General features: G+C 66.5%; 11 protein-coding genes. 3 read left to right on the forward strand and 8 right to left on the reverse strand.

Annotated features, from left to right (window positions below; all coding sequences use genetic code 11):
• Positions 1-41: 41 nt before the first annotated feature.
• The 5 genes from AC3IMC_RS02495 to leuS form a co-directional block, all read right to left on the reverse strand.
• Positions 42-935, reverse strand: a complete 894-nt coding sequence (locus AC3IMC_RS02495; RefSeq protein WP_490916871.1) for a ComEA family DNA-binding protein — start codon at positions 933-935, stop codon at positions 42-44.
• Positions 936-983: 48 nt separating this feature from the next.
• Positions 984-1,139 carry a hypothetical protein gene (locus tag AC3IMC_RS02500; RefSeq protein ID WP_490916872.1) on the reverse strand — a complete coding sequence of 52 codons (156 nt, stop codon included), beginning with the start codon at positions 1,137-1,139 and terminating at the stop codon, positions 984-986.
• 222 nt (positions 1,140-1,361) lie between these two features.
• On the reverse strand, positions 1,362-2,183 hold the full coding sequence (locus AC3IMC_RS02505; RefSeq protein WP_490916873.1) for a hypothetical protein: 822 nt from the start codon (positions 2,181-2,183) through the stop codon (positions 1,362-1,364).
• Positions 2,184-2,588: 405 nt separating this feature from the next.
• Entirely contained in the window at positions 2,589-3,569 is a 981-nt protein-coding gene (locus AC3IMC_RS02510; RefSeq protein ID WP_490916874.1) for a DegV family protein, read from the reverse strand.
• Between the two features lie 76 nt (positions 3,570-3,645).
• Positions 3,646-6,174, reverse strand: a complete 2,529-nt coding sequence (leuS, locus tag AC3IMC_RS02515) for a leucine--tRNA ligase (RefSeq protein ID WP_490916875.1) — start codon at positions 6,172-6,174, stop codon at positions 3,646-3,648.
• A gap of 289 nt (positions 6,175-6,463) precedes the next feature.
• On the opposite strand from leuS, the gene AC3IMC_RS02520 reads away from it, so the two are divergent.
• Positions 6,464-8,731, forward strand: a complete 2,268-nt coding sequence (locus AC3IMC_RS02520; RefSeq protein WP_490916876.1) for a PEP/pyruvate-binding domain-containing protein — start codon at positions 6,464-6,466, stop codon at positions 8,729-8,731.
• 25 nt (positions 8,732-8,756) lie between these two features.
• Here the strand turns inward: AC3IMC_RS02520 and glpK are convergent, their stop codons facing one another.
• From glpK to AC3IMC_RS02535, 3 genes are all read right to left on the reverse strand, one after another.
• On the reverse strand, positions 8,757-10,271 hold the full coding sequence (gene glpK, locus AC3IMC_RS02525; RefSeq protein ID WP_490916877.1) for a glycerol kinase GlpK: 1,515 nt from the start codon (positions 10,269-10,271) through the stop codon (positions 8,757-8,759).
• 38 nt (positions 10,272-10,309) lie between these two features.
• The gene (locus AC3IMC_RS02530; protein ID WP_490916878.1) at positions 10,310-11,059 is read right to left on the reverse strand and encodes an MIP/aquaporin family protein; all 750 of its coding nucleotides are present in this window, start codon (positions 11,057-11,059) and stop codon (positions 10,310-10,312) included.
• A gap of 90 nt (positions 11,060-11,149) precedes the next feature.
• A complete protein-coding gene (locus AC3IMC_RS02535; RefSeq protein WP_490916879.1) occupies positions 11,150-12,973 on the reverse strand; it encodes a glycerol-3-phosphate dehydrogenase/oxidase in 1,824 nt (607 codons plus the stop codon).
• Between the two features lie 126 nt (positions 12,974-13,099).
• Here AC3IMC_RS02535 and AC3IMC_RS02540 point away from each other — a divergent pair, with 126 nt between their 5' ends.
• Positions 13,100-14,065 carry a sugar-binding transcriptional regulator gene (locus AC3IMC_RS02540; RefSeq protein ID WP_490916880.1) on the forward strand — a complete coding sequence of 322 codons (966 nt, stop codon included), beginning with the start codon at positions 13,100-13,102 and terminating at the stop codon, positions 14,063-14,065.
• 19 nt (positions 14,066-14,084) lie between these two features.
• Complete coding sequence (locus tag AC3IMC_RS02545; protein WP_454485697.1) at positions 14,085-14,954, forward strand: aldo/keto reductase; 870 nt, start codon at positions 14,085-14,087, stop codon at positions 14,952-14,954.
• The last annotated feature ends 2 nt before the right edge of the window (positions 14,955-14,956 follow it).

Raw genomic sequence — 14,956 nt, forward strand, 5'->3', positions numbered from 1 at the left:
CCCTGCCCCTCCTGCCCGGTTGCGCTGCCACGGGGGCCGCCCTAGACCGTCACCAGCGGCAGCAACGCCTCAAGCATCTTGGGCCCCACGCCATCCACTGCATCAAGTTCTTCGACGGTTTTGAACGCGCCGTGCTCCTTGCGCCAGTCAACGATCCGCTGGGCCAGCACCGGGCCGACTTTTGGCAGCGCGTCCAACTCGGAGGCGTCCGCGGTATTGAGGTTGATCTTTCCGCCCGCAGGGCCTGCTGGTCTCCCGGAGGACCCTGAGCCGTCCGCCGCCGAGGCACCCGAACCGGAGGGATCCGCCGCCGCGGGCAGGGCTTCCCCCTGCTGCGGGACATGGATCTTCTGGCCGTCCTGCACCACGAGCGCAAGGTTGAGCCGGTTAACGTCCGCGTCCGGCGCGGCACCTCCGGCGGCCGCGATGGCGTCGTTGATGCGGCTGCCCTGCTGCAACCGGACGACACCGGGCTTGGCCACAGCTCCGGCCACATGGACCACGACGAGAGCAGCGGGCGTAGCCTGCCCGGGGCCAGAATCGGCGGGAGATCCACCGGTCGCGTCCACAGGTGCGGCGCCGCCGGGCGCCCCGCTGCTGTTTTCCGGGCGGGCGCCACCCAGCGGCAGGACTTTAGGGTCAGCTGCGGCCGCCTGCCACCAGAACCAAGCCCCGACCGCCACCGCCAGGGCAGCCAAAAGTACGGCTGCGCGCAACCCCACCCGCCACCGCAGCGCAGGCGGCCCACCGGATTCACCTGTGGAGCCGGCAGCGGTATCTGCTCCGTCCGGTTCTACCCCGTCCCCGTATTCGAAACTGTCAAGGGCCAGGCCCTCCTCGGGCGTGCCGGCACTGGCCTCCCCCAGTGCCGCCTGAAGCCGCTCCCTCGCATGCCGCGCCTGATGACCTGCTGCTCGAGCATCCCGGCGTGACATGGCTCCACCGTAAGAAGTCCTGGGGTCGCAAAGGAGGCCCCGGAGGCCCTATGTGGAAAAGCGTGTGCCGCGGCCTGGACGGCAGGATCGAAGCGATGGCAACTGCTCGTGGTTCTTCATCTCTTCGACAAACTGCTGCGCGACCTGCGACATCAGGTTCAGCGCCTCGTCCTCAGCCAGCGCCGCCCCTGTGTTGGCTCCCATGTCGAGAGACACCGTTCCGGCGAGGTGGATGAGGCGGTGCCGCCAGGTTGGGCGGTTCCGCACGCCGTGAGGATCAGCAGTCCTGCGGCCAAAAGCACAGCTCGGTCAGACCTGCCAACACGCATGGGCTTCTGCACGGCACTCCCGGCTTGTCGACGCATCTTGATCCTCATCCGCTATCTGGGCGTACCACGGCCTGGTGGCGCGATGGCAGGGGCTGGCTCAGAAGTCGATCCCCTTGACCAGAGTGACGAACTGTTCCTTGACCTGCTCTTGCGTGGGTCCGTCAGGCGAGATCAGGATCTGTGCGGTGAAAATTGCCATGTTCTGTCCGCGGGCGACCATGAGAGACATGTAGGTGACCGGAACGTCGCTCGGGGGCCGGAGCGCTTTTGGTCCGCCAGGGTCTGACCGGATCACCAGGATGGCTTTGTCGCCAACACCTTCGATGCTTTCGCCATCCGGCGGCAGGTTCCTTGAAAGCAGGGAAGCCCCGCCCTCATGGAACTCGATGGAGAACATCAGTGAGTCGGGTCCAGGCGTGCCCGGCGCGCCGAACTGGTACCGGCAGTTGCCCTCACCGGGGAGGACCTGCGCCTGGGTGGTGGTGCCAAAGGCCTGCCTGAGCGCGTCGGCACTGACCAGGGCGCAGACGGGGCTGTTCGTAGAAGTCTGCGGACCAACAGGGGGCGCAGGCGGAACGCGAAGTTCGGCCCCGTTGCCCCACCCGCCCTCGACAAGTGCCTGGGCGAGTGCGTGCGCGGTAGCGTTACCGTCCGGCCCCGGGCTTGCCGGCGACATCGGCGGCATGGCTACAACGCGCAGGTCGAGGGACTCTTTGCCGCGGACAGCCTTAAGCACCGTGTTTGCCGACGCTCCGCCGGCTTCCCCGCGGAACCATCCTGTCCACTGCATGCAGGCGAAGTCACCGATGCCCTCCACGACTGAGCAGTCCGGTGTCTTCTTCGTTTCGCCGATCTCCGCCGGTGAGGCAGGGGAAGTCAACGAGACGCTGAGGGCAAGGACCTTGTCCGCTTTGCTCATGTAGCTGCACAGATACGCCGGGCTTCCGGGCGGCTTTCCACCCGCACCCGTCTGTGCCAGGCCGGGATCTATTTTGGCAGCGATTTCCGGTGTGATCAGGTCACAGGCCGGACTGCCCGAGCCGGCTGTGGCGGGCGACCGTGTGGGTGACGAGGGCGCACCGCCTTGCCCGCAACCTCCGAGCAGAAGCGCCAGAGCTGCGCAAAGCACAAGACCTCTCCGAAGTGCGGGATTCCGGTCAGCACCCATTGCTTTCGCCTCGATTCGCTCTAAGCCGCCAACTGCCCGGCAGTTATCGATGCGCTGATGCTAGAGGTGTGAAGGATGTGCCAGAAGAGGCTTAGGACCCGCTGTGCGCGGCTCTATCACCGCCGCCAGGGGCGGCACGCAACAAGTGGCGAAGCCTTAGGTGGAAAGTCCGGTGGCTTCTCCGGCAGGTCCGGGGTGCCTGCCGACAATGACTGCCAGGACTCCCAGCCCTGCATGTGCGGCCAGCACTGCGGGAAGGGAGCTGATCTGGGCAGGCGGGCAGTCGGGGAGGGCCGTCGCCAGCCTGGCCGCAAGACCTTGCGCTTCGGCACGGTTGCCGAAGTGATGGACGGCAAGGCGCACGGATTGGCCCGGGCGCGGGGCAGCATCCGCGGCGACGATTTCTTCAAGGCGGGCAACTGCCTTGGCTGCGGAACGCACCTTTTCCAGCGGAACTATCCTGCCGCCGTCGACCGCAAGCAGGGGCTTGATGGCAAGCATGGTGCCCAGCAGTGAGGCCGCCGCTCCGATCCGTCCCCCGCGGCGCAGCTGCTCCAGGCTTGGAACGTAGAAGTAGACCCGGGTCTGCGCTGCCTGGGTCCGCGCCGCAGCAGCAACGGCGTCGGCGTCGGCCCCGGCAAGGGCAGCCGAGACGGCAGCCTGGACGGCCATGCCCTGCGCCATGCCCACGGTCTGGGAATCGACGACTTCCACCGGGATGCCGACTTTGGCGGCCCCAAGACGCGCGGCGTCCGCCGTTCCGGACAGACCGGAAGAGATATGGACCGACACGACCGCTTCGAAGCCCCGTTGTTCGGCGGCCCGGTACGCCTGCTCGAACTGTCCGGGCGACGGTCGGGACGTTTTGACCGCGGTCCCGGCAGCGAGGGCCAGGGCGATGGTGTCCAGGATGTCGTCCTCGCCCTCGCCGTAGATCTCCGCGCCCACCATCACGGGCATGGGCACCACGGACAGCACGCCGTCGACGGCAAGCCCGGCCAGCCATTCCGCCGGCAGTGCAGCGGCTGAGTCGGTCACCACGGCCGTGCGTACCTGCACCGGGCCGCGGGAGGTTGGTCGCAACGCGGCCACCCGTGCCCGGAACCACGCCCAGGCTGCGGCATTAGTGTCTGGCAAAAGGGGCCTCCCCGACGTGGAGACCGGCCACCGGAACAATTCCGGTGGCCGGTGAATCCTTGCTGTGAACCGGCCACTAGGCCGGGACGATGTTCACCAGCTTAGGGGCCCGCACGATGACCGTCCGGATGCCGCGGCCGTCCAGGGCACGCTGCACGTTTTCGGAGGCCAGGGCCAGCTCGCGCAGCTCGTCCTCGGACACCTGCGGGGATACCTCCAGCCGGTCGCGGACCTTGCCCTGGACCTGGACCACGGCGGTGACGGTGTCCTGCACCAGCAGGGCCGGGTCGTGCGTGGGCCAGCCTGCATTGGCCACCGAGGCGGGATGGCCCAGGATGCTCCACATGTCCTCGGCAGTGTAGGGCGCGAACAGGCTCAGGATGACGGCGACGGCCTCGGCGGCTTCGCGGACGGCAGGGTCGGCCCCGCCGGCACCGGAGTCGATGGCCTTGCGGGTGGCGTTGACCAGCTCCATCAGTTTGGCCACCACCACGTTGAACTTGTTGGCGTCCAGGAGTTCGGCGGCATCGGCAATGGTCCGGTGCGTCACCGAGCGCAGGGCGCGATCACCGGCAGCGAAGTCCGCCCCCGGGTCGCTGGTGACGTCCTGCGCCAGGCGCCAGGCACGGGCCAGGAACTTGGCGGAGCCGGACGGGGAAACGTCGGCCCAGTCGACGTCGTCCTCAGGCGGGGAAGCGAAGACCATCGTCAGTCGCACGGCATCCACACCGTACTTGTCCAGCTGCTCGCCCAGGTCCACGCCGTTGCCCAGCGACTTGCTCATGGCCTTGCCGCCGTTAAGCACCTGGCCCTGGTTCAGGAGGGCACTGAACGGCTCGTTGGCCTCAATCATGCCGAGGTCGTTGATGACCTTGGTGAAGAACCGGGCGTAAAGCAGGTGCAGGATGGCGTGCTCCACACCGCCGACGTACTGACCCACGGGCATCCAGTCGTTGATCTTCTGCGGATCGAAGGGGCCCTCGGTGTACTGGGGTGAGACGAAGCGCAGGAAGTACCAGGAGGAATCCACGAAGGTGTCCATCGTGTCCGTGTCCCGCTTTGCGGGGCCATGGCAGGAGGGGCACTCGACGTTGACCCACGCCTCCGCTGCAGCGAGCGGCGAGGTTCCCTTGGGGGCCAGGTCTTCGCCGCGCAGGTCCGAGGGCAGCGTCACGGGAAGCTGCTCGTCCGGCACGGGCACTTCGCCGCAGACGGGGCAATGGATGATCGGGATCGGGGTGCCCCAGAAACGCTGGCGGCTCAGCAGCCAGTCCCGCAGCCGGAAGTTCACGAACTTCTCGCCGGTACCCTGCCGCTCGAGCATCGCGATGGCGGCGGGGATCGCCTCAGCCTTGGGCAGGCCGTCAAGCTCGCCCGAGTTGATCAGGGTGCCCTCCCCCGCTGTCGCCGTGCCGGAAACTGCAGGGTCCTCTTCGCCGGTGTCCAGGACGGCGCGAACCGGCAGGTCGAACGTGCGGGCGAAGTCCAGGTCGCGCTGGTCGTGGGCGGGCACGGCCATGATGGCGCCCGTGCCGTAGTCCGCGAGCACGTAGTCGGCAGCCCAAACCGGCAGCTTCTCACCATTCAGCGGGTTGATGGCGTAACGGCCGGTGAAGACACCGGTCTTTTCCCGCTCGGTGGATTGGCGCTCGATTTCCGACAGCGCCTTGACCTGCTCGCGGTACTCGTCCAGCGCTGCGGCGTGTTCATCAGTCACGAGTTCGACGGCGAGCGGCGCGTCGGCTGCCACCACGAAGAAGGTTGCCCCGTAAAGGGTGTCCGGGCGGGTGGTGAAGACCGTGACGTCCTTGGCGGGCTTGCCGCCGTCGGCCTCGACGACAAAGTTGACGTGGGCACCCTCGGAACGGCCGATCCAGTTCTTCTGCATGGCCAGGACCCGCTCGGGCCAGTGGCCCCGGAGCTGCTCCATGTCATCGAGCAGGCGGTCGGCGTAATCGGTGATCTTGAAGTACCACTGGTTGAGCGACTTTTTGGTCACGGTGGTGCCGCAGCGCTCGCAGGCACCGTTGACGACCTGTTCGTTGGCGAGCACCGTCTGGTCCTTGGGGCACCAGTTGACCGGCGAATTCTTCCGGTAGGCAAGGCCCCGCTCGTAGAAGCGCTTGAACAGCCATTGCGTCCAGCGGTAGTACTCGGGGTCGGAGGTGTGCAGCCGGCGGGACCAGTCAGCCGAGATGGCGTACCGCTTGAAGGAAGCAGCCTGGGTGTCGATGTTGGCGTAAGTCCACTCGCTGGGGTGGGCGTTGCGTTTGATGGCGGCGTTTTCCGCGGGCAGCCCAAAGGAGTCCCAGCCGATGGGGTGCAGCACGTCGTAGCCCTTTTGGCGCAGGTAGCGTGCAACCACGTCGCCCATGGCGAATGCCTCGGCGTGGCCCATGTGCAGGTCGCCGGACGGGTAGGGGAACATGTCGAGCACATAGCGGCGTTCCCGGGAGCCGTCGTCCACCGGCGTGAAAACCTTGAGGTCCTCCCACACCTGCGGCCACTTGGCCTCCATCGCGGCAAAACTGTAGGTGCCCTCTTCAGGCACTTCCGCCGACACTGCTGTTGCTGTTCCGGTCTCTGTCTCCGGCTGAACGCCCACTGCTGCCCTCTTCTGTTCTGTTACGGCATCTGTGCTGCCATAACGGCCTGATCCTCCTGCTGCCCGGCCCGGCGGCATACCCCGGACACACAAAAGCCCCTCGCCATGGAGGGGCTGCCGCTCAGCTGTCCGTAATCTCGGACGCCGGGCGGCTAGCTAAGCAGAAGGATCGCACGCATAAATCTACTTTAGCGCACCCGCGACGGCGGAACTCAGCCGAAGCATGGATCAGCCCCGAACCGCGGAACTAGACTTGGGACCATCCAGCCCCGGACACGCAGGTGAACCCATGGCCGACGACGCATCCCAGGATCCCCTTTTTCCACGCCTTGGCGGCCCGGCTCCGCTGCGCAGGGAAGAAGCGGGGAGCAAGGCTGCAGTCTTGTCCGCCCTGCTGGCGGCAGGCTTCCGGGTGCCGGCCGGATTCGTCGTCACGGCCTCCCAGGGCAACGAGGGGGAGGCCTGGGAAGAACGGCTGGCGTCCGCCGCCCGTGCCATCGGCCCTGGCCCGTACGCGGTCCGTTCCTCGGCGGCCGCCGAAGATCTCCCAGGCGCTTCCTACGCCGGCATCTATGAAAGCTACCTCAACGTGACTGCGGAGGACCTTCCGGCTGCGGTCGGGCGCTGCTTTGAATCCGCGCGTACCCTGCGGCTTCAGGCGTATCGGGCGTCCCGCGGCAGTCAGGGCAGCCCCGCCGCGTCGCCTGCAGCGGCCCACAGCGCAGACGCCATGGCCGTGTTGGTGCAGCAAATGCTGGACCCTAAGGCAGCGGGTGTCGCGTTCACCGCCAATCCCCTGACCGGGAACAGGGACGAGACGGTTGTCTCGGCAGTCTCCGGGCTCGGCGGAAACCTCGTTGACGGCACGGCGGACGGTGAAAACTGGGTGGTGGCCGCCGGCAAGGCCCGCAGGTCGCCCGGCGCCGCTACCGTCATCAGCGAGCAGGGCGCGACGGCGGTAGCCGCCGCAGCGGGCAGCGTCGCCAGCCATTTCGGTGCTCCGCAGGACGTGGAGTGGGCGCTGGACCAAGCCGGGCAGGTGCACATACTGCAGGCGCGCCCCATCACTGCCCTGCCGGACCCGGTCACTTGGCAGCCCCCCGGGAAGGGAGTCTGGATCAGGAATTTCCGGCTGGGCGAGTGGTTGCCCGGGCCGGTGACCCCGCTTTTCATGGACTGGCTCGTCCCCGCCATTGACGGCGCGTACAATGACGCGGTCCAGCGCTCCGCCGGCGCCAGCATTCCCATGGGCCATGCTGCAGTCAACGGCTGGTACTACGTCGCACCGCCAACACCAAGTGCCCTCCCCCGACTGCTTTTCGGTAGCAGCCTGCACTCGCTTCCGTTCATCTTCAATGCGGTTGCCCGTCCCATGTTCGATCCCGCAGGCGCCGACCGCGCTGTGCTCCGCGAGTTGGAGTCCCAATGGCGCAGCAGAAGCCTCGCGGCCTACCGGAAGCTGGCGGACCGGCACGTCGGTGCACTTCAGGACATGGGCATGGCAGAGCTTCAACAGGTCGTTGACGAAGTAGCGCGGGCCGCCGGGGAATACCTGTGGTTCTTTTCCGTTACCGGCGGGGCCGCCTGGAAGATGGAGATGGCGCTGGCCCGGTTCTGGCGCCAGCACCTCGCTACGGCGCTCGCGGGACAGGAGGCTTCCGCAGGCGGCTATCAGGTCTTGCTGGGCGGCCTGCTTCCATCGTTGCCGGAAAAGGTCCCCCATGCTGTGTACAGCCTGGATTGGTACTACAGGACCTCCGGCGAGGAGCCCTCGTACGGCAACGACGCTGCGGACGGGTTCTCCGCCGGGGTAACAGCCACGTCCGCCGGCCGGCGCCGGGAAGCTGAAAGGGCCTGCCGCACGGTCCTGCACGGCAGCCGTGGCCTTCGCCGCTTCGACGCCCTCCTCAGCGCCGCCCAGCACTACGCGGTGCTGAGGGAGGAACAGGCACGTGACTTCACCCTGGGCTGGCCGCTGCTTCGGCGCTGCGCCATGAGGATCGGCACGCTGCTGCAGGAGGCGGGGGTGATCGGGAACCCGGAAGACGTCTACTTCCTCACCAGGCGGGACCTGCGAATAGCCGCGCCACCCCAGCACTCTGCGGTGGAGCACCGCCGGCGGGAATGGCAGCGCCAGCGCAAACTGGACGCACCCCTAACCCTTGGCAGGCTACCGCTCCTCGACGGAATGTTCGACCGCATCGCCCGCAATGCCCGCAGCACCCGGGTGCTTCCGGCAGAGGCTCTCATGGGCCACCCGGCAAGCCCCGGGCAGGCCCGTGGGAGGGTGCGCATCATCGAAGACGCCGGGGACTTCGCCCGTTTCCTGCCCGGTGAAGTCCTGGTCGCCAAGGCCACGGCGCCAGCCTGGACCCCGCTCTTCGCCCAGGCTGCCGCCGTCGTCACAGACGGCGGCAGCCTTGCGGCCCACGCGTCGCTCGTAGCCCGCGAGTACGGCATCCCGGCAGTAGTGGGCACAGCGAGGGCCACGCGGGTCCTCTACACCGGCCAGATCGTTACAGTTGACGGCAGCGCAGGCACAGTGCTGCCGGGATAGCCGCCTTCCCCACCCTGGATTGGCCCTAGCGGACGTCCTCGTCGACCCAGTCCATGGACTTGGTGACCGCCTTCTTCCAGAGCCGCAGCTGGCGGTCCTGTTCGGCCTGGTCCATCTGGGGTTCCCAGCGCTTGTCCTCGGACCAGTTGGCCGAGCACTCGCCCAGGTCCTTCCAGAAGCCGACGGCGAGGCCCGCGGCGTAGGCAGCCCCGAGCGCCGTGGTTTCAATGACCTTCGGGCGGATCACCGGAACCCCGAGGATGTCCGCCTGGAACTGCATCAGGGCGTCGTTGGCGACCATGCCGCCGTCGACCTTCAATTCGGTGAGCGGGACGCCGGAGTCCGCGTTGACGGCATCAAGCACCTCGCGGGTCTGGAAGGCGGTGGCTTCCAGCGCGGCCCGGGCGATGTGGTTCTTGTTGACGAAGCGGGTCAGGCCCACGATGGCACCGCGGGCGTCGGAGCGCCAATACGGGGCGAAGAGGCCGGAGAACGCCGGGACGATGTAGACGCCGCCGTTGTCCTTGACCGAGGCCGCCAGGGTTTCCACTTCCGGGGCGCTGCTGATCATTCCCAGGTTGTCACGCAGCCACTGGACCAGCGAGCCCGTGACGGCGATGGACCCTTCCAGGGCGTAGTGCGGCTTGGCGTCGCCCAGCTTGTAGCCCACCGTGGTCAGCAGCCCGTTCTTCGAGTGGACGATCTCCTCACCCGTGTTGAAGATCAGGAAGCAGCCGGTGCCGTACGTGTTCTTGGCTTCGCCAGCGTCGAAGGCAGCCTGGCCGAACGTGGCCGCCTGCTGGTCGCCGAGGATGCCCGCCACCGGCGTTTCGCGGAGCAGCTGCGAGCTGTGGACGGTGCCGTATACCTCGGAGGAGGACTTGATCTCCGGCATCATGCTGGGCGGCACGCCGAAGATGCCCAGGATCTCGTCGTCCCACTGCAGCGTGTCCAGGTCCATGAACAGGGTGCGGGAGGCGTTGGTGACGTCGGTGACGTGGACGCCGCCGTCGACGCCGCCGGTCAGGTTCCACAAAACCCAGGCGTCAGTGTTGCCGAAGACCAGGTTGCCTGCTTCGGCCTTTTCCCGGGCGCCGTCCACGTTGTCCAGGATCCACTTGATCTTGGTGCCGGAGAAGTAGGTCGCCAGCGGCAGGCCCACTTTTTGCTTGAAGCGGTCAGCGCCGCCGTCCTTTGACAGCTCGTCCACGATGTCCTGTGTCCGGGTGTCCTGCCAGACAATGGCGTTGTACACCGGCTTGCCTGTGGTCTTGTCCCATACCACCGCAGTTTCACGCTGGTTGGTGATGCCGACGGCGGCAATATCGTGCCGCGTCAGGTTCGCCTTCGACAGGGCGGAGCCAATGACCTCGCGGGTGTTGTCCCAGATCTCCGCGGCATCGTGTTCCACCCAGCCCGCCTGGGGGAAGATTTGCTCGTGTTCCATCTGGCCGGAGGAGACGATGGCGCCGCTGTGGTCGAAAATGATGGCGCGGGTACTGGTGGTGCCCTGGTCGATGGCGATTACGTACTGGTTCATGGTGACGTCCTTGTCTTGGTTGTTTGTTCGGTAGTGGTTCAGGCGGCTGCGGTGACGATGATGGGTGCGATCCTGGCGACAAGGCCGCCCAAGGCTCCGCCGACAAGCGGACCGACCACCGGGATCCAGGAGTAGGCCCAGTCGCTGGAGCCCTTACCTTTGATGGGAAGTACTGCGTGGGCTATGCGCGGTCCGAGGTCACGGGCGGGGTTAATGGCATAACCGGTGGGTCCGCCCAGCGAGACGCCAATGCCCACGACGAGCAGCGCTACCGCCAGCGGGCCGAGGCCCGAGGGGGTCCCGCCGAAAGTCAGGATGACGAAGACGAGGACGAATGTGCCGATGATCTCGGTCATGAGGTTCCATGGAGTGGAGCGGATGGCGGGGCCGGTGGAGAACGTTCCGAGCTTGCCGGCGGGTTCCGGTTCGTCATCGAAGTGTTGCTTGTATGCCAGCCAGCAGACTACTGCGCCGAGGAAGGCCCCCAGCAGTTCGCCGCCGAAGTAGGTCACCGTTGATGCGAAATCCACGGCGACGCCCGGGGCGTATTCGGTTTTGCCGTTGATCAGCAGGCCGAGGGTGACGGCGGGGTTCAGGTGTGCACCCGACTTGGCGGCAACGAAGACGCCGCAGAACACGGCGATACCCCATCCCCAGGTGACCATCAGGAACCCACCGCTGTTGCCTTTTGTCCCCCGCAATGCCACGTTGGCAACGACGCCGCAACCCAACAGGGTCAGCATTGCCGTGCCAAAGACTTCGGAGAGGAAGACTATTCCTAGAGACATCTTTGACTCCTTCTTTGTTTAGTTGTCGGTCCTCCGCGGGCGAAGGACCGTTGGCCGGGACGCTGGTGCGGCCCGGCCCGCTGCCCGGCCCTAAGCGACCAGGCTGTGCGTTTCCACGCGGTGGAAACGCTGCAGCACGTCCTGGGCGTGCTTGATCTCAGCAGCGCGTGCTGCGGTGTCCCACTTGAGCGGCACGGACAGCACCTCTGCCACCTCATTCAGGAGTTCGCCGGTGACCAGCCCCCGGAAGGCCAGGGAGGTGCGCCGGATGAACACATCCACCAGGTGCCCGACCTGTTCGTTTGCCGCCATGAACTCCAGTTCACGGACGCTGAGTTCCCGCGTGGAGCGCAGTGCCTGGTCGGGTTCGGCATCGAGGTAGGCGATGACATCTTCGGCCCTGGTTCCGTAACGGGTCAGCAGCCCGGCGGTGCGGTCTGCGTCGCGCCCGTCAGCCATGTGCGCCTTGATCCACTTCTGTTCTGCCGCGTCATCGGCCGGGAAGCCGGCGCCGCCGCCGATGGGGAGCTGCGCCGTCGACACCTTGCGCTGGACCCCGAGTTCGGTGAGGACCTCGTTGGTCAGGTGCTCGGCGAGGGCACGGAACGTGGTCCATTTGCCGCCAACCAGGCTGAGCACGACGGCGCCACTTCCGTTTGCCGGGGAAGCGCGGCGTTCGATGCGGTAGTCGCGGGAGACGAAGCCCGGCTGCGTGGCGTCATGGCTGGGCAGCGGGCGCACGCCGGAGAACGTGTAGACGATGTCCTCAGGCGTGACGTCGATCGAGGGGAAGACATGGCCGATCAGGTCGAAGAAGTACTGGATTTCTTCGTCCGTGCAGACGGCATCCTGGCTCATGTCGGCGTCAACATCGGTGGTCCCCACCAAAACCCGGTCACCCATGGGGTAGATCAGGACGATGCGGCCATCGGTGTGCTCGAAGAATATCTCCCGCCCCCGGCATGCTTCCAGCAGGCCCGGGTGGTCGAGCACGATGTGGGAGCCCTTGGTGCCGCCCATGAACGACGATGCGGCCCCCATGGCCTCATTCGTCAGGTCCACCCACGCTCCGGTGGTGTTGACAATGATGTCAGCCGTGAAGTCGAACTCCTCACCGGTGAGCTCATCCCGAAGCCGCACGGTACTCCCCCGGCCGGTCCCTGGGTTCGGGGTGGGTGACATGGACTGCAGGGAGAGGTAATTGCTGGCCCGGGCCGTGTCGCCCTGTCCGCTGGTGCCCCGGGCATTGTGTGCGCGGCCGGCCTTCTCGCCGTCCTGGAGCACGTCAAGGGTGAGGCGCTCGGGGTTGTGGACGGAGGCATCGAAGTAGGTTGCGGTGTACTTGACGTCCGGACGGAGTGCGGGCAGTTCTTCGAGCGCGCGCTTGTGGGTCCGGAACTGGTGCCGCGGCACGCTCCCGCCGTCCCGGGAAAACGAGTCGTACAGGCTGAGCCCGGCTTTGATAAGGATGGCGCCGCGCTCCTTGGGCTTGCCCTGCTGCTTGTGGGTGAGGAACCGCAGCGGCGCCGACAGGATTCCCGAGAACGTGCTGAAGATGGGAATGGTGGTCTGCAGGGGCTTGACGTAGTGCGGGGCGATGCGCAGCAGGCGGTTGCGCTCCACCACGGATTCGCGGACCAGCCGGAACTCGCCGTTTTCCAGGTACCGGATTCCGCCGTGGATCATGTGTGAGGAAGCGCCACTTGCTCCCTGGCAGTAGTCACCACGCTCCACCAGCGCAACGTCGACGCCCTGCAGTGCGAGGTCCCGGAAGGTACCCACTCCGTTGATGCCTCCGCCGACCACCAGCACCTTCGCGTGGGGGCGGCGGCGCAGGTTGTGGACTGAAGAGCGTTCGGCTCCGGACTTCGGCGCAGCGGTGGACGGTTGGACAGTTGGATCCTTGGGTCCCAAAACAACTCCCTTGGGGCTTTGTGTGATGCGGCCGCCTGTAGGGGCGCACCGCCGTTCTGCTCTATTGTTTGGAGTAATGGAAAATGGAGTCAAGCACTATGCACAAACGTGCAGGAAGGAATGATGATGGCACTTTCCCGGGACGCTGATGCCCTCCGAGCTGCACAGATGTATTACCTGCAGGACCTCACCATGGACGCCATCGCCCGCGAGCTGCGTACGTCCCGCTCCACCGTTTCGCGGCTGCTGTCGTCCGCGCGGGAGTCAGGCCTGGTTCAGATCCAAATCCGCAACCCGCTCGACACCGGCCCGGAGCTGGAGGGGCTGATCCGCCGCCGCTACAACGTGGATGTCCACGTTGTCCCGGTGCTCGGCACGCTCAACGAAGCCGAGACCCTGGACCGCGTGGCCATGCAGGCGGCGCGCACTATCGGGCCGATCGTGGACTCAAGCGCCATCATCGGTGTGGCGTGGGGTTCCACCCTCAGCGCTGTCAGCCGGCACCTCACCAGGAAGATCACCCATGACAGCGTGATCGTCCAGCTGAACGGCGCAGGGAACATGCACACCACCGGCATCACCTACGCCAGCGACATCATGCGGCGGTTCGGAAGCGCGTACGGGGCGCGGGTGGAACAGTTCCCCGTTCCGGCATTCTTCGACCATGCAGCCACCAAGACCGCCATGTGGAATGAACGCAGCGTGCAGCGGGTCCTCGAACTGCAGGCAAAGATGAGCATCGCCATCTTCGGCGTCGGCTCGGTGCACGCGGACTTTCCGAGCCACGTGTACGCGGGCGGCTACCTTGACGAGGACGACCTGAATGCCCTGGCAAACTCGGATGTCGTGGGAGACGTCGCCACCGTGTTTTTCCGGGGTGACGGGTCCTCCGACGGCATTGTCCTGAACGAGAGGTCCACGGGCCCGGCCCTTGCCCAGCTCCGCCAGGTCCGGCGCAGGATCTGCGTGGTCTCGGGGGTTTCCAAGATCAACGGGCTGCGTGGTGCACTGGCCGCCCGGCTCGCCACCGACCTGATCGTTGACGAAGCGACCGCGCGGCGCCTGGTGGATTACGAAGGACTCACCAGCTGAAGTAGGTAGAGTCGTTGCCATGAGAACCTCTCCCCGGCTCAGCCTGAACAACGGCGTGCTGATCGACCAACTCGGCTTCGGGCTGTACAAAGTGCCGCCTGCCGATGCTGAAGGACTCGTGGCCACGGCCCTCGCCGCCGGCTACCGCCACTTCGATACCGCCGCCATGTACGGCAACGAAACCGGCGTGGCACGCGGCATCAGTTCCCAGCTGGGCGACGGTACCGGCAGCGGCGGATCCGGGGAACTGTTTCCCCCGCTATCCCGGGAAGACGTGTTCATCACCACCAAAGTGTGGAACGACCACCACGGCTATGACGCCACTCTCCGGGCGTTCGACGACTCCATGGTCAACCTCGGCCTGGACTATGTGGACATGTACCTGATCCACTGGCCCTGCCCCCGTCGGGGCCAGTTTCCGGAAACCTACCGGGCCCTGGAAACGCTGTACCGGGAAGGCAGGGTCCGCGCCATCGGCGTGAGCAACTTCCAGCCGGCCCATCTGGACCGGCTGCTGCAAAGCGCTGAAGTGGTCCCGGCCGTCAACCAGATTGAGCTTCACCCGTGGCTGCAGCAGGAGGAGCTGCGCCGGAAGCACGCAGAGTTGGGAATCCACACGGAAGCATGGAGCCCGCTGGGCCGCGGCCAGGTCCTGGCGGACCCCGTGATCCAGGCCTGCGCCGGTGAGCACCGCAGGACCCCGGCCCAGGTCATCCTGCGCTGGCACATGCAGCTGGGAAACATCGCCATTCCCAAGGCAAGCTCCGAGGCCCGGATCCGGGAGAACCTCGACGTCTTCGGATTCCAGCTCTCCGACCGGGACATGGCGGCCATCAATGCCCTGGACCGCGGGCACCGCACGGGGTCCCATCCGGACAACGTCAACTAGGC

This window comes from Arthrobacter sp. E70 (assembly GCF_058266945.1).